Below are 13,778 nucleotides of genomic sequence, written 5' to 3'. Positions count from 1 at the left end.
GAGCGAGCCTGCTCGCGAAGAGGCCAGCAAAGGCAAAATCAATCCTGCTGAAATACCAAAGATCAAATTGTAGGCCTTCGCCTGCTCGCGATGAGGCCAACCCAGCCACTACCCCTCCCACAGAAACAACAAAACCCTGTGGGAGCGAGCTTGCTCGCGAAGGCGGTCATCCAGTCAAAAATAATGTTGAATGTGCCACCCAATCGCGAGCAGGCTCACTCCTACAGGTCCGCATTACCAAGGCAACAAGGACTTTTACCCCACCGTCCATCGAACCTGCTGAGCAACACCGGCAAACGTGATTTAATAGCCGCCTTTCACGGTTCCGGGACACGGGAGCAACGTGATCCGCGCCCTCGGCGCGTCACCCGCCACCCACCCCCATCGCCCTTAAGTCGTTCTCACATAAGGCTGTCATGGATACGGGTTCTCGACTCAAACTAGTACGCGAAAGCTACAAACTCTCCCAGCGCGAGCTGGCCCGGCGTAGCGGCGTGACCAATGCCACCATCTCCCTGATCGAACAAAATCGCGTCAGCCCCTCCGTCAGCTCACTTAAAAAGCTGCTCGAAGGCATACCGATGTCCCTGGCCGACTTCTTCACCTTCGACCAACCCCCGCGCGAACACCAATACGTCTTCCGCGCCAACGAACAACCCGACCTCGGCCGCCACGGCCTGCGCCTGCTGCTTATCGGCGCCTCCGTACCCAGCCGGCAGATGCGCTTGCTGCGTGAGCAATACGCACCAGGTGCGAGTTCCGGGGAAGAGCCGATTGTGCATGCCGAGGGTGAGGAGTGTGGGCTTGTCACCCGTGGCACGGTTGAGCTGACCGTGGATGGATCGGTGAGTGTGTTGAATGCGGGGGATGGGTATTACTTTCCGACGACGCTGCCGCATAAGTTTCGGAATATTGGGGCGGATGAGGCTGAGATTATTAGTGCGAATACGCCGGCGAATTTTTGACTGGCACGATCTAGGTAGATTTAATAACGTAGTTTTAGATTTCTATCTCGGTCCGTTTGATGATGTGGGGGGGCGGATCTATTTAATTAATAGATCTGCCGCTGCTTCAGTTTTTTAACGCTGTAGCGATGGTTTAGTAGGTTTAAAAAATCTTTACCATTTTAGATTTTTATCCAAGAAACATTTATTCCCGTGGACTCGTCCTTTTTTTGAATTAGTCCTTGGGTTTTCATTTTTGTAAGTGTGGCTGTAGCTTGTTCTGATTTTTCAAATCCGAGAAGGTCTTTAACTTGTCGGTTGTTTACGTCGCCAAATTTATCAATGAAATTCATGACTGCCACCTCTGGTGGTAGGTTTAGTGCGTGATATAAGCTGACTGTAACATAGTTTTCGTGTTCGGAAATAACCGGCAGTTTTAGTCCGCGAACAGCCATTTTTTCGAAAGCTGTATTCATGCCTTCGCCCATCTCTTGGTTTGGAGCGTTTCGGTACTTTGCCAAGAGTCGAACGATTTTAGAGTTTCTGGAAAACCGATTTTCCAGTATGTTCTCTTTAGTAACGAATCCAGGGAATCGACCTGGGCTTTTGAACTGAATTCGGTTGTTGAATATGCTGACGAGAACATTGTCAGAGATTAAGTAGTCTCGATGGATTACGGCGTTAACCAAAATTTCCCAAATGGTTTCCTTTGGGAAGTTAATTGACTTCAATCCATCCATTGTCCAGGCTTGGTTTTCCTGAAGGATTTCTTCGATTTTTACATAGGAATTATGTATGAGTTCGTAAAGTGGGCCTTCGATTAAATGGTTTTCGACAAGGGAGTCTCTCGACTCCTCTTCTCTCGTGTCGTATTTTGCAATCCTGATTGAACATTGCTTTGAAAGCGCGCTTTCTGGAGATGGTGAAAACAGTAACACGGCGGCGGTTCTGGGGGTGAGCGTATCCCTGTTTATGAGATTTTCTTGTAGCAAAAAATCTAATGCATCTTTGTTTTTTATCGGTAATTGTTCAAGATACTCACTAATGGGTTCCCCAAAAACTATCTCGTCAGGACTTGCATCCGGTGCATCCAAATCTTCGGCGGATTGATGGCCTTTTGCGTGAGATAGCTCTAAAATCTGAGTTGGGGATTTTAGTTTTTGGCTGCTCGCGCCTCGTCTAATGTAAACTTCCTCGCTTGCGGTGTAGTGAACTGTTAGGCCTTTGTTTATCTTTATTTTTAATACGTAGCTAGAGGTGAGTCCTGGTCTTTTTAGGAACTCATGACGAAAATCAATTGCGGGGCGAACATCTGACATGGCTTGAAGGGCTGAATTGAAGTCTTCAATTCTGCTAGGTCCCGACCAGCGTTTTATTGGGTCATCTTCATCGCCTTCATCTTTAACACCAATTAGTACTTCTCCACCATCGGCATTAGCAAAGGCGACAGCGATTTTCTGTAATTTATCACCTTTTACTCCGAAGGCTTTTCTATCAAAGAAATCATCTTCTTGTGCAGTGCAATAAAATAAAACTTCATCGTCGTTGAGTTCTAGGAGGTGCGGATTGATTCTGGTGCTCAAGTTTTTTCTCCACTATCCGTCGCGGTCTTGTTTTTCTTTCTGCGTATAAATATTCGTTTTTTATAGGCGGTTTAGGCATGGGGCTGTTAGGAATAAATGTTTCTCTGTCTTCAGTTGCTACTTGGTTTTTTGGTTTCCAACAAGGAGCGGCGGTCTCTTCTTGGAAGAGACCGCCAGTTATTCACTTACTTTTTCCTAGGTTTTCCCGCATCACTGCGTTTGTCGCGAATTTGACCATCGTTATTTCTTGAACGTGGCTGATCACCACCTCCAGGCTTAGGTACGGTTACGTTTGGATTGATAGGTCTTCTGTTCGTCATGTTTTCTCCTTACGTCACGTAGTGGATTGCAAGAAAAATTACAACCACGAGTCACTAAAAACTCGGCGAATTGGATGGAACCAAACCGAACTGCTGATGGCCAATGGCTGATGTCGAAGCTATCAAATTGATATCGCTATTTCTATCCCCTTTTTGAATAAAGGTCCTAACCCCGGACGAGTGCTTTGCATTACCGGCACGCTAGAAAATTTGAAATAGTGCTGAATTTTTATAGCTGATGCGAAGCATTCTCTACGAACAAGCATCAGTCCCCCCGCTTCTCAATCACCCGAAACACATCACTTACGTCCTGCACCATGATCCTGGCGATGTTGGTGACGGTGTTGATGTCGTGTTCGGCATGGTCGGGGAGGCGGGTGCAGGCGATGAGGTCGAGGTATTTGAGGACGGCGTTGAGGCGTTCGGCCGCGCAGGCATGGAGGTCGCGTAGTGGGGCGTTGGCGTCTATGAATAGGACGGGGTGGTCGGTGGCTGGGTGAGACATTTTTGCGTAGTGGTGACGCGGTTTATCAGTTGGCATAAGTAAAACTTCCTCGTATCTGGGAGAGAAGCTACCGCCATTCGCTGCGAGTCGAAGGGTGGTAGCTATGTGCGGGTTCGCAGACCGAGGATACGAGGAACCCGGCAGACCCGAAGGTCTCCCACACACAGCCACCATTGAGCGGATTTCGGGCGCTAGTGCGACCGGCACCGTTTTTAGAGGGCGCTAGGTTACTACACGTATCGTCGGGGCTGCGAAACCCTGGTGCTGAATTTGCTCAGCGACAGACCTACTCTAGGCAGCAATTTCGGCAGCCACAACCGACCTGTAGGACGTGAAACCCGTACCCGTGGCAAGCGCGCTTGCTCCGGCTCGGCGACGCATCCGTCGTAATTCGGGGCGCGCGGTATGTCTGGGAGAAACGGACTATCCGGTTTTGGCGCAGCTTCGCAGCCCAGCGGGAGCAAGCTCTCTCGCCACATGGGGTGTTTTCCTACGAAGTTTTCAGACGTCGAAATTGCGCGAGCCATTTGGGCGATAACCATTCGTCCGACACGCCGCACCTTCGCCGCACACATTCTTCCAATGCTGTAACTCCCCACACAAAGGAAGAGCCACCATGCTGAACCATAAAATCGCGGCGTTTACCCTCGCGGCGTTGCTGTCCGGCAGTTCGCTGTACGCGATCGCGGCCGGCGAAACGCCGACTCCGACGGCTAACGACGGCAACAGCCAGACTCGTGAACCGGCGTCCCCTGCCACCAATGCCGACCCGGATGCCAATTCGCTGCCCAAGGGTGGTGATGGTGGCAAGACCGACAATGGGCCGGTGCCTTCTGCCTCCAAACCCAGCCCTGCGGGTCAACCGTCCGGTAGCAGCAGTGGTGGTAATGGCGGTGGTTAACGGATATTGCGCACTAAAAAGCCCGGTCCTTTTAAGCCGGGCTTTTCTTTGTCTGTCGCAAGCATGGATATCAGTCATTTACTTGGTTTTCCAATGCCCGCCACCATTCTCACAATCAATCCGCGCCTGCGCCAAATGCTCCACGTCGTAGTAATACGTGGTCACTTGGGCGTTGTCGGGGATGTTCAACGCTTTGGCGTTTTTGTCTTTGCTGGTGGAGTGCGGGTTGGCCAGGGATTCCTGGGTAATCGCGGCGATACACGTGGCCTGATAGTGGTCGGCGCAGTGTTCAACCTTGGTTTTAGTGCTGCTCAGCATGTCCTTGCTTTCGTTGCTGCACGACCAGTCGATTGAATTCACCGGCATGCCTTCGTATTCATAACAACTGTGGGTTTCCACCGCAGGCACCGAGGCGCTGGAGGATTGCGTCTGGACGTCGCAGCCTTCGGCCATGACGCAGGTGGGGATGATGGCGAAGGTGGCGATCAGAAGCAGGAAGCGAATGTTCATCGGGGTTTCCTCTTCAGGGGCGCCGGGTCTGATCGATGATTTTGGCGCTTTAAAGTTTCGAGGCGGCGTGGAGGAGGGAGGTTCCATCGGGTTTTTGATTTGCTCCCGTGGCGTACACTGCGAAACAATCGGAAACATTCAGCGCCCAAGGATTGGAACATCGCCATGATGGTTATCGGCAGCCGCAACAACGCTCCCACACCGCAACATAAAACCCACGACGTTTACATTTTCAGCCTCGACCTGTCCCGGCCGGCTACGCCTTTGTGTTTCGAGCAGTCAATAGGTGGCGGGCATGCCGAGCAGGGCGGTGCGCGGTGGCTGGCGCTGGATGAGCTGGACGCCTGGCCCGGTGACTGGCGCGAGCATCTGAGAAAGGCTGATTGCGCCTGGGTCGCTGAGATAATCGATGCCGATCCGCAAGCTGACCAAATCACCATCGTGTCGTTGATTCTTCAGCGTCATTCCGGGCCTGCGAAGCCAGTCGGACGGCTGAAGGCAATCGGCAACTGGCTCAAGCGCAACATCCACGTCGGCGGCCGCTACGGCGTTTAACCCTCGGAGAATCCCATGACCCAGACCCTCGAACGTGCTATCGCCATCGCCGCCACGGCCCACGCCGGGCAGGTCGACAAGGGCGGTGCGCCGTACATTCTGCATCCGCTGAAAGTCATGTTACGCATGAGCACGCTGGAAGAACGCATCGTCGCCGTGCTGCACGATGTGGTTGAGGATTGCGGTGTCAGCCTCGATGACTTGCGCAAGGAGGGTTTCAGCGAAGAGGTGCTGATGGCGATTGAGTCGGTGAGCAAAGTGCCGGGCGAGTCCTACGAGGATTTTGTCGAGCGCGCCGCACAGAACCCGATCGGTCGGGTGGTGAAGCTGGCGGATCTGGAAGAGAACAGCGACCTGTCGCGGATTGCCTCGCCGAGCTGGGAGGATCTGGAACGGGTCGAAAAATACCGCCGGGCAATGGGACGGTTGCGCGGTTAACAGGGGATTGCCCGCTCAGGTCATTTCCCGATCGATTTACTGCCATGCAAGGCACAGAGGGAGGAACCAAGGATGGAGTTTGCAACGATCGTTCAGCTACTGACGGTAATCGGAGTCGTCGCTGCTGCGACAAAGGTGATTCGCGAATTATCGTTTATGGGCAAGAGCCGGCTTGCGGAGGAGTACCGGGTCGCGAAAGAGGTGTTGAAGGATATTGAGCAAAATCCTGATTTACCTCTTTTGGTCAGGGAGCGCGGCTACCTGGCTATCGCGGGTACGTCGACGATCAATCCCGCCGATGTCGCGTATCTGATTTCCCTCGTTAATCCGGCCAGAAACCTCAGGGACTATGTGCTTTCCAGAAAGTACGTTGAGCTTGATGTCGAGCGCCACAGGATTGATTTCCGCCCGAAGTATAGAAAGCGTTTTTCCAGGATCTGGAGAAAAGCCTGGAGTTTCACCCTGTATATCGTGTGGTCCGCTATTGCGATGTCTCCACTCCTGTTGATCCAGCCAATGGGGCTTGAACCGAAATTCGCCTTTTGGATGGGGATCACCGTGCCGGTCGCGGGTTTCTTTGGTGTCAGCTCGTTGCTTGAATGCCTGAAGATTATCAAGGGCGAGAAGCTGGTTCAGTCACAGGAACAGCACACCCGCAGAATACTGGTTGCGCAAACACCGAAGAAACCATCGATCACGCGCCATGAAAGTACATCCTGACTCATTGGTTCAGACGACGTAAGTCACACTTTCAAGTCGATGGAGGATTGATGAAATCTATTCTGTGTTTGTTGATTGCGGCTGGTTTCGGCGCACTGTTGCAGTTCGAAGGCGTACCCCATGGCCTGCTGTTGGGTTCGATTGTTGTTACCGCGTTGTTTGCCAGCAAAACTGGTATCGCGCCGGCAACACCTTATGGGCTGGGCTACATTCAGGTTACGTTGGGCATCGCAACCGGGCTGATGTTCGAAGCGTGGGACAGTGAGACGGCCACGACGATGTTGCCGAGCCTCGGCGTGTTGCTGATTTGCCTGGCAGTGCAGATCGCATTGGCCGGATGGTGGCTGACGCGCGGCGCGGGCTGGAATCGCACCGATGCGCTGTTGGCGGTTTATCCCGGTGCGCTGGCAGCAGTATTCGATTTACTCGAGTCGGAAAAGGCGTCGAGCAAGGTCATCATCGTGCACCTGATGCGCTTGCTGCTGATTACCGTGCTGGTGAGTTTCCTGATTCCCGGCCAAGCGGCCATCGCGGTTGCCGATGGTGACCCATTGACGACGGGCATGGCGCTGACCGCGTGTTCGGTGATTGCGCTGAGTGTACTGCTCGGACGCTTGCTGCTGGTGATCGGCGTGCCGGCGCCGTTCATGCTCACCGCGATCATCATCACGGCGGTGTTTGTGAAAGCGGGATGGCTGCACGGTTTTCATATGCCGGACTGGAGCCTGAATCTGGCGGCGCTGATTCTCGGCGTGCGGATCGGTTCACGTTTTCAGGGGCTGGGTGTCGCGGAGCTGGGGCGTCACGGCCGCACGGCGTTGGTCTCGGTCGGTTTGATGATCGTGGTTGCTGCAGTATTTGCTGAAGTCGCGGCACGCTGGTTGGGCAGTGATCCGCTGTCGCTGTGGCTGGCGTACATGCCAGGTGCGATTGAGACGATTGCGATTGTCGCGTTTGGTGGTGGGCTGAATGTGGTGTTTATCCTGACTCATCATTTGAGCCGGATGGTGTTGCTGCATTTTGCCCCGGCGTTGTTGGTGCAGGTACGACGGGCGCGCGAGGAAACATGACTCGAGCTGATGCCAATGTGTTGCGGTGTGTCAGTTAGATCCATCCCCCTCACCCCAGCCCTCTCCCCCAGGGGGGCGAGGGGGAAGGGAGCCGATTGTGGGCTGTTCAAAACTTGAGTTCGGCTCGATATACCAGGTCGGTGTAGCTCGAAAAAAAACCAGCCCGCTCCCCCAGGTGGGCGAGGGGGAAAGGGAGCCGATTGTGGGCTGTTCAAAACTTGAGTTCGGCTCGATATACCAGGTCGGCGTAGCTCGAAAAAACAACTCGGTCAGTCCCCTCTCCCTATGGGAGAGGGTTAGGGTGAGGGGCTTTTGCTCTGCGTGGTCGATGCGGCGCTAGCGGATGTGTGCGTCGAAGCCTTCGCTATCCGGCGCGATATCGCTCTTCAAGGTCAAAGCAGGGATCTCATACTCCCCCGCATTCTGCTGCCGAAACCCGATCGGCCGCGCACTCCACAATTCATCCAGCCGCCGCCCCAATTCCTCGCAAGTCTCGGTATAGCGCGCAGCGTCCATCCGACTAGTCCGATACACCACAAACGGTGGCACCACTTCAAAACCGGGGTAGTACAAAATCCCGTGTTGAATCGGAAACAGCAGATCATCCATCGGCCCATTGATCCCACGCGGCGCATAGTGCGATTCCCAGCCGCCAGTGGTGACCATCAACATCGCCCGTTTGCCTTTCATTTTTCCTTCGCCATAACGCTCGCCCCAACGACTGTCGGAATGTTCGCCGACGCCATAGGCAAAGCCGTATGCATACACCCGATCAACCCAGCCTTTGAGAATCGCCGGCATGGTGAACCACCACAGCGGAAACTGCAGGATCAGCGCATCCGCCCACAACAGTTTTTCCTGCTCGCGAGCGATGTCAGCGGCTTGGGTGCCTTCGGCGTAAGCGATTTTCGAGTCGAGGGAGGCGTGGAACGGTTTCGTCGCATCGCGCTCAGGGGCGTCGTCGGCGTCGAGGCTGGCTTTCCAGTTCATCGCGTAGAGGTCGGAGACCTGCACGGTGTGGCCGGCGGCTTGCAGGCGCTGGACGCTGAAGTCGCGCAGCGCGCCGTTGAGGGAAGTCGGTTCTGGATGGGCGTAAACCAGTAGCACGTTCATGTTGAAGCTCCGTTAGCTGAGTGACTGCAGGATCGGCGTTCAATCGGTATATTGGAAATGAATGTCTGATATGTCTGGTATAGCCATGAATAATTTGAGACGGCTGGATATCAATCTGTTGCTGACCCTCGATGTGTTGCTGTCGGAGCATAACGTCACCCGCGCGGCGCAGCGCCTGAACCTGTCGCAGCCTTCGGTGAGTGTGCATCTGGCCAAGTTGCGCGACATCTTTGGTGATCCGCTGCTGTTGCCCGGGCCGCGCGGCATGCGCCCGACGGCGCGCGCCGATGAATTGCGTGAACCGTTGCGCGAGGCATTGGAAGCGTTGGAGAGAGCGGTGGCGCCGGCCAGCGCGTTCGACCCGGCGCTGGCGACGCACACCTGGAAAATCGCCGCGACGGATTACGGCGAGTCGACGGTGGTGTTGCCAGCGCTGGGCGGTTTGCGTGAACAGGCGCCGGGCACGCGGCTGGCGGTGATCGATCTGACGCCGGCGCATCTGGTCAAACAGGCCGAGCAGGGCGTGTTCGATCTGGCGCTGCACATCAGCGAAGACGCGCCGCCGGAGTTGCATCGACGTCCGCTGTTCACCGAGCGTTATGTGCTGGCCGGTAGAGTCGGGCATCCAGGTTTGATGCAGGCGCCGAGCCGCGAACAGTTCTGCGCGCTGGAGCACGTGATGGTGTCGCGCGAGGGCGGGGGCTTTTTCGGGGTGACCGACCGGGCGTTGGCCGATGTTGGGCTGATGAGAAAAGTGGTGTTGTCGGTGCCGCACTTTCTGATGGCGATGTCGGTGTTGGCGAGCACCGATCTGGTGGCGATGCTGCCGTCACGCCTGGTGCGCGGCAACCCGGCGTTGCAAGTGGTCGACGCGCCGCTGGAAGTGCCGGGCTACGAGATGGCGATGTTCTGGGGTGAACGTTCGCACCGCGATCCGGCGCATAAATGGCTGCGTGAGCATTTGTTGGCGTCGGTATGAGGCACTGTCAGGCGTGGCCGAGGGCAATCGCAAACGACACGACGATCATGCACGCAAACGCAAAATTGAGATTCATGAGGTGTTCATCCTGAGCCTTTTAGAGTGGGGCCATTCTGAACAGGTTGAAAGCAAAGAAAAAATTCGCCTTGTTGATTCCAATGATCGAAACAATCGATACCTGCCGATTTGTGTTTGCGCGAGGCTTTGGTTAGTCTCGCGAAACCTGCAATTACAAGCATAAACAGGCATAACCATGCACAATCATTCTGCGGCTGAACTGCCGTCCCTGCGTCGACAAAAAATTCTTTTGCTCCTCGAACGCGACGGCAAGGTCATGGCGTCCGAGTTGAGCCAGCACTTCGCGGTGTCCGAGGACACCATCCGCCGCGACCTCGCCGAACTGGACAACGCCGGGCTGGTGCAACGCGTGCACGGCGGGGCGCTGCCGCGTCCAAAAGACTCCGGCAAGGATTACTTCACGCGGCTGGACGAGACGGATGAGGTGAAAATCCGCTTGGCGCAACGGGCGGCGCAGGAGATTGAAGACGGGCAGATTGTGCTGTTCGATTCCGGCTCGACCACGCTACAAGTGGCGCGCTCGTTGCGTGCAGATATCAGCATCACGGCGGTGACGGCTTCGCCGATGACGGCGATTGCCTTGTCTGAATTCAAGGCTGTGAAAGTGATTCTCGCCGGCGGCCAGTTGAACCCGCGAACGATGGCGGCGGGTGGGCATGAGGCGCTACGACTGCTGGCCGGGATCAGGGCGGATCTGGCGATTACCGGCGTGTGTGCGATTCATCCGGAAGTGGGGATTACCTCGCTGCATTTTGATGAAGTGCCGGTGAAGCAGGCGATGCTCGATGGCGCCGCGCGGGTGATTGCGGTGACCACGGCGGATAAGTTGGGGGCGGTGGAGCCGTTTGTGGTGGCGCCGTGTTCGCGCCTGCATACGCTGATTACCGAGCGGCATGTGGCGTCGGGGAGTGTCGAGGATTACCGGCGGTTGGGGATTGTGGTCGAGCAGTTGCCGGATTGAGGTTTTGTGGTGGGCCTGATGGCCTCATCGCGAGCAGGCTCGCTCCCACAATGGATCTTCAGTGAATCGATGACCCTGTAGGAACTGCCGAAGGCTGCGATCTTTTGATTTTGATTTTTAAAAACAAGATCAAAAGATCGCAGCCTTCGGCAGCTCCTACAACTGGAGGGTGTGTCAGCGAAGGCGCTCAAGCATCTGGTAATACCACATCCCGGCAGCCAACAACGGGTTACCGAGCAAATCCCCCATCGGCACGCGTATGTGCTGGCACTGGGCAAACGTATCGAACTGCTCCATCTGCCCGGTGATCGCCCGGCTCATGATTTCGCCCATGATGTGCGTCGTCGCGATGCCGTGCCCCGAGTAGCCCTGGCAATACCAGACGTTGTCCGAGAGCTTGCCCAGTTGCGGGATGCGGTTGATCACGATGCCCATCGCGCAGCTCCACTGGTAGTCGATCTGCACGCCTTTGAGCGCCGGGAAGGTTTGCTCGATACACGGGCGCAGTTCGGCGGCGATGTCCCGTGAATCCTTGCCGCTGTAATTGGCGCCGCCACCAAACAACAGGCGGCCATCGGCAGTGAGTCGGTAGTAGTCGAGGACGAAGCGGCAGTCGTACACCGCCAGATCTTCCGGGTTGATCTGCTTGGCCAGATCGCCGAGCGGCGCGGTGGTGACAATGCCGCCCATGGCCGGGAAAATCTTGCCTTTGAGCTGACCGGGTTCGAGCTTGTGATAGACGTCGCCGGCGAGCATCACTTGCTTGGCGTCGATCTGGCCGTGAGCCGTGCGAACGCCCGGCGTAGCGCCGTGAATGATCTCCAGCACTTCGCTGTTTTCGAAGATCAGCGCCCCCAGACCTTCCGCCGCCCGCGCTTCGCCGATGCACAGGTTGAGCGGGTGCAGATGCATGTTGCGCGTATTCTTGATTGCGCCGTGGTAGAGGTCGCTTTGCAGCAGGTCACGCACTTGGCTGCGGTCGAGCAGGCTGACTTCATCACCTAATCCGCGCCGTACGGCTTCTTCATAATCCTTGCGCAAGTCAGTCATGTGACTGGGCTTGTACGCCGCGTGTAAATGGCCGTGTTTGAGGTCGCATTGAATGCCGTATTTCTCGACGCGTTGCTGGATGATTTCATGCCCGCGCCAGCGCAGGTGCCAGATGAAATCATCGACCTCGTCGCCGAGTTTCGGACGCATCTGTTTGCGCATCGCGCCGTCGCCGGAGAGGCTGCCGGTGACTTGGCCACCGTTGCGCCCGGTGGCGCCCCAGCCGATCTTGTGGCTTTCGACGATAGCGACTTTCAGGCCTTTTTCGGCGAGTTCGACAGCGGTGGCGACGCCGGTAAAGCCGCCGCCGATGATCACCACGTCGACCTTGTGCCGGCCTTGCAGGGTCGGGTAGTTGGTGTCCTGGTTTAGGGTGGCGGTGTAGTAGGAATTGCAGCGTTCGGTCATGTCAGTGTCCACACAAAATTCGGGAGTCGGAGTGCAATCCCCTGTGGGAGCGAGCCTGCTCGCGAAAGCGGCGTGTCAGTCACCCAACATGTTGAATGTGACGACGCCTTCGCGAGCAGGCTCGCTCCCACAGGTTCGGTGTCGGATCGTTAAGCCTCGGTGAGATACCAACGCCAATCCTGCTCACCCACCTCGGCCATGAACTGCCGGTACTCGGCACGCTTCACCGCCAGATACACCCCGAGAAACTCCTGCCCCAAGGCGTCCCGCGCCCACACCGAATTCTCCAGCGCCTGCAGCGAGGTCAGCCAATCGGTCGGCAGTAACTCCTTCGCCTGCGCATAACCATTGCCTTCAACCGGCGCACCCGGATCAAGGTCTTCACGAATGCCACGATGAATCCCGGCAAGGATCGCCGCCGCGGCCAGATACGGGTTGGCATCGGCGCCGCAGATGCGGTGTTCGATGTGCCGGGTGTTGGCCGGGCCGCCCGGTACGCGCAGGCTGACGGTGCGGTTGTCGACACCCCAGGTCGGCGCCAACGGTGCGTAGCTGTTGGCCTGGAAGCGCCGGTACGAGTTGGCGTTCGGGCAGAACAGCAGCAGCGAATCGAGCAAGGACGCGAGCATGCCGCCAATCGCCGTGCGCAGCAGCGGCGTGCCGGCCGGGTCTTCGGAGGCGAACAGATTGTGCCCCGCGCCATCGGCCAGACTCACGTGCATGTGCATGCCGGTGCCGGCCAGATCATCGAACGGCTTGGCCATGAAGGTCGCCTGCATGCCGTGCTTGTGGGCGATGGCTTTGACCAGACGTTTGTAGCGCACGGCCTGGTCCATCGCCTCCAGCGCGTCACCGTGTTCAAGGGTGATTTCCACCTGACCCGGCGCGTACTCGGAGATCGCCGTGCGCGCCGGAATGCCGTGCAGTTTGCAGGCGCTGTAGAGGTCGGCGAGAAACGGTTCGATCTGTTCCAGCTCACGCAAACCGTAAACCTGAGTGTGTCGCGGTCGACCACCGTCGGCGTCCAGTGCCGGTTGCGGACGGCCGTTGTGATCGCGCTTGGCGTCGAGCAGATAGAACTCCAGTTCACACGCCATCACCGGGTAATAACCCTCGGCTTTGAGGCCGTCGATGACCTTGATCAGCAGGTGGCGTGGGTCGGCGATGCTCGCCGGCATGCCCTCGGTCGGGTGCATGCTGACCTGCACGGCGGCGGTCGGAATCTGCCGCCATGGCAGGCGCACCAGACTGCCCTCAAGCGGATAGGCGCGGCAGTCGATATCGCCGACGTCCCAGACCAGACCGGAGTTCTCGACGTCTTCACCCTGCACGGTCAGACCGAGGATGGTGCTGGGTAGCGGCCGACCGCTTTGGTACACGGCAAGCAGTTCTTCGCGGTGCAACAGCTTGCCGCGTGGCACGCCGTTGGCGTCGAGGATGAACAACTCGATCATGTCGATATCGGGGTTCTGTTCAAGGAACAGGCTTGCGTCTTCAAGGGCTGCGAATTTCATAACGATCACTCACGATGGCGCCGCACAGGCGCGCAGATTCGGGCCGGACACGACGCGGCAATAGGCGCGACTGTCCTGGCAGGGATATCAAGAAGTAGGGGGCTGTCGCGGTTTTTTAACGGACGCGAT

14 protein-coding genes and 1 pseudogene are annotated in these 13,778 nt (G+C 56.6%); 8 read left to right on the top strand and 7 right to left on the bottom strand.

Annotated elements, in window-relative coordinates; all coding sequences use genetic code 11:
* Positions 1-416 precede the first annotated feature (416 nt).
* The gene (locus AB4N44_RS05605; RefSeq protein WP_007950154.1) at positions 417-965 is read left to right on the top strand and encodes a cupin domain-containing protein; all 549 of its coding nucleotides are present in this window, start codon (positions 417-419) and stop codon (positions 963-965) included.
* 161 nt (positions 966-1,126) lie between these two features.
* Here the strand turns inward: AB4N44_RS05605 and AB4N44_RS05600 are convergent, their stop codons facing one another.
* The 3 genes and pseudogenes from AB4N44_RS05600 to AB4N44_RS05590 all read right to left on the bottom strand — a co-directional run.
* Positions 1,127-2,527, bottom strand: coding sequence for an RNA-binding domain-containing protein (locus AB4N44_RS05600; RefSeq protein ID WP_460109807.1), 1,401 nt, complete (start codon positions 2,525-2,527; stop codon positions 1,127-1,129).
* 585 nt (positions 2,528-3,112) lie between these two features.
* Positions 3,113-3,388: a fructose-bisphosphate aldolase gene (locus AB4N44_RS05595; RefSeq protein ID WP_460111601.1), complete on the bottom strand. Its 276-nt coding sequence runs from the start codon at positions 3,386-3,388 to the stop codon at positions 3,113-3,115.
* A gap of 54 nt (positions 3,389-3,442) precedes the next feature.
* Positions 3,443-3,526, bottom strand: a pseudogene (locus AB4N44_RS05590) (hypothetical protein); the annotation flags it as partial.
* A 442-nt stretch (positions 3,527-3,968) separates the two neighbouring features.
* On the opposite strand from AB4N44_RS05590, the gene AB4N44_RS05585 reads away from it, so the two are divergent.
* Positions 3,969-4,253: a hypothetical protein gene (locus AB4N44_RS05585; RefSeq protein ID WP_127928684.1), complete on the top strand. Its 285-nt coding sequence runs from the start codon at positions 3,969-3,971 to the stop codon at positions 4,251-4,253.
* Between the two features lie 78 nt (positions 4,254-4,331).
* Here AB4N44_RS05585 and AB4N44_RS05580 read toward each other — a convergent pair whose 3' ends face one another.
* Positions 4,332-4,763, bottom strand: a complete 432-nt coding sequence (locus AB4N44_RS05580) for a hypothetical protein (RefSeq protein WP_460109809.1) — start codon at positions 4,761-4,763, stop codon at positions 4,332-4,334.
* Positions 4,764-4,928: 165 nt separating this feature from the next.
* Here AB4N44_RS05580 and AB4N44_RS05575 point away from each other — a divergent pair, with 165 nt between their 5' ends.
* The 4 genes from AB4N44_RS05575 to AB4N44_RS05560 all read left to right on the top strand — a co-directional run bounded on the left by AB4N44_RS05575 (position 4,929) and on the right by AB4N44_RS05560 (position 7,546).
* Positions 4,929-5,318: a hypothetical protein gene (locus tag AB4N44_RS05575; protein ID WP_150650429.1), complete on the top strand. Its 390-nt coding sequence runs from the start codon at positions 4,929-4,931 to the stop codon at positions 5,316-5,318.
* Positions 5,319-5,333: 15 nt separating this feature from the next.
* Complete coding sequence (locus AB4N44_RS05570; RefSeq protein ID WP_150750854.1) at positions 5,334-5,756, top strand: HD domain-containing protein; 423 nt, start codon at positions 5,334-5,336, stop codon at positions 5,754-5,756.
* A 72-nt stretch (positions 5,757-5,828) separates the two neighbouring features.
* Positions 5,829-6,476, top strand: coding sequence for a hypothetical protein (locus AB4N44_RS05565; protein WP_150650431.1), 648 nt, complete (start codon positions 5,829-5,831; stop codon positions 6,474-6,476).
* A gap of 50 nt (positions 6,477-6,526) precedes the next feature.
* A complete protein-coding gene (locus tag AB4N44_RS05560) occupies positions 6,527-7,546 on the top strand; it encodes an AbrB family transcriptional regulator (RefSeq protein ID WP_460109812.1) in 1,020 nt (339 codons plus the stop codon).
* Between the two features lie 336 nt (positions 7,547-7,882).
* Here AB4N44_RS05560 and AB4N44_RS05555 read toward each other — a convergent pair whose 3' ends face one another.
* Positions 7,883-8,659: an NAD(P)H-dependent oxidoreductase gene (locus tag AB4N44_RS05555; protein WP_460109814.1), complete on the bottom strand. Its 777-nt coding sequence runs from the start codon at positions 8,657-8,659 to the stop codon at positions 7,883-7,885.
* Positions 8,660-8,744: 85 nt separating this feature from the next.
* On the opposite strand from AB4N44_RS05555, the gene AB4N44_RS05550 reads away from it, so the two are divergent.
* Positions 8,745-9,638 carry a LysR family transcriptional regulator gene (locus AB4N44_RS05550; protein ID WP_038365641.1) on the top strand — a complete coding sequence of 298 codons (894 nt, stop codon included), beginning with the start codon at positions 8,745-8,747 and terminating at the stop codon, positions 9,636-9,638.
* Positions 9,639-9,891: 253 nt separating this feature from the next.
* Positions 9,892-10,677 carry a DeoR/GlpR family DNA-binding transcription regulator gene (locus AB4N44_RS05545; RefSeq protein ID WP_460109817.1) on the top strand — a complete coding sequence of 262 codons (786 nt, stop codon included), beginning with the start codon at positions 9,892-9,894 and terminating at the stop codon, positions 10,675-10,677.
* A 174-nt stretch (positions 10,678-10,851) separates the two neighbouring features.
* On the opposite strand, the gene AB4N44_RS05540 is transcribed toward AB4N44_RS05545, so the two are convergent.
* Together AB4N44_RS05540 and AB4N44_RS05535 are read right to left on the bottom strand one after the other, a co-directional pair.
* Complete coding sequence (locus AB4N44_RS05540; RefSeq protein ID WP_460109819.1) at positions 10,852-12,135, bottom strand: NAD(P)/FAD-dependent oxidoreductase; 1,284 nt, start codon at positions 12,133-12,135, stop codon at positions 10,852-10,854.
* 149 nt (positions 12,136-12,284) lie between these two features.
* Positions 12,285-13,649 (bottom strand): glutamine synthetase family protein, encoded by a 1,365-nt coding sequence (locus AB4N44_RS05535; RefSeq protein WP_127928666.1) that lies wholly within the window; start codon positions 13,647-13,649, stop codon positions 12,285-12,287.
* Positions 13,650-13,778 lie beyond the last annotated feature (129 nt).

Source organism: Pseudomonas sp. S3_C06 (genome assembly GCF_054667675.1).
Note: the sequence above shows the minus strand (reverse complement) of the source record. Positions and strands in the feature narration are given on the sequence as shown.

Bases quoted from the DNA above. Each gene is read 5' to 3' on its own strand.
- AB4N44_RS05605 (WP_007950154.1), top strand. From the start codon at position 417: ATGGATACGGGTTCTCGACTCAAACTAGTACGCGAAAGCTACAAACTC.
- AB4N44_RS05595 (WP_460111601.1), bottom strand. From the start codon at position 3,388: ATGCCAACTGATAAACCGCGTCACCACTACGCAAAAATGTCTCACCCA.
- AB4N44_RS05585 (WP_127928684.1), top strand. From the start codon at position 3,969: ATGCTGAACCATAAAATCGCGGCGTTTACCCTCGCGGCGTTGCTGTCC.
- AB4N44_RS05580 (WP_460109809.1), bottom strand. From the start codon at position 4,763: ATGAACATTCGCTTCCTGCTTCTGATCGCCACCTTCGCCATCATCCCC.
- AB4N44_RS05575 (WP_150650429.1), top strand. From the start codon at position 4,929: ATGATGGTTATCGGCAGCCGCAACAACGCTCCCACACCGCAACATAAA.
- AB4N44_RS05570 (WP_150750854.1), top strand. From the start codon at position 5,334: ATGACCCAGACCCTCGAACGTGCTATCGCCATCGCCGCCACGGCCCAC.
- AB4N44_RS05565 (WP_150650431.1), top strand. From the start codon at position 5,829: ATGGAGTTTGCAACGATCGTTCAGCTACTGACGGTAATCGGAGTCGTC.
- AB4N44_RS05560 (WP_460109812.1), top strand. From the start codon at position 6,527: ATGAAATCTATTCTGTGTTTGTTGATTGCGGCTGGTTTCGGCGCACTG.
- AB4N44_RS05555 (WP_460109814.1), bottom strand. From the start codon at position 8,659: ATGAACGTGCTACTGGTTTACGCCCATCCAGAACCGACTTCCCTCAAC.
- AB4N44_RS05550 (WP_038365641.1), top strand. From the start codon at position 8,745: ATGAATAATTTGAGACGGCTGGATATCAATCTGTTGCTGACCCTCGAT.
- AB4N44_RS05545 (WP_460109817.1), top strand. From the start codon at position 9,892: ATGCACAATCATTCTGCGGCTGAACTGCCGTCCCTGCGTCGACAAAAA.
- AB4N44_RS05540 (WP_460109819.1), bottom strand. From the start codon at position 12,135: ATGACCGAACGCTGCAATTCCTACTACACCGCCACCCTAAACCAGGAC.
- AB4N44_RS05535 (WP_127928666.1), bottom strand. From the start codon at position 13,649: ATGAAATTCGCAGCCCTTGAAGACGCAAGCCTGTTCCTTGAACAGAAC.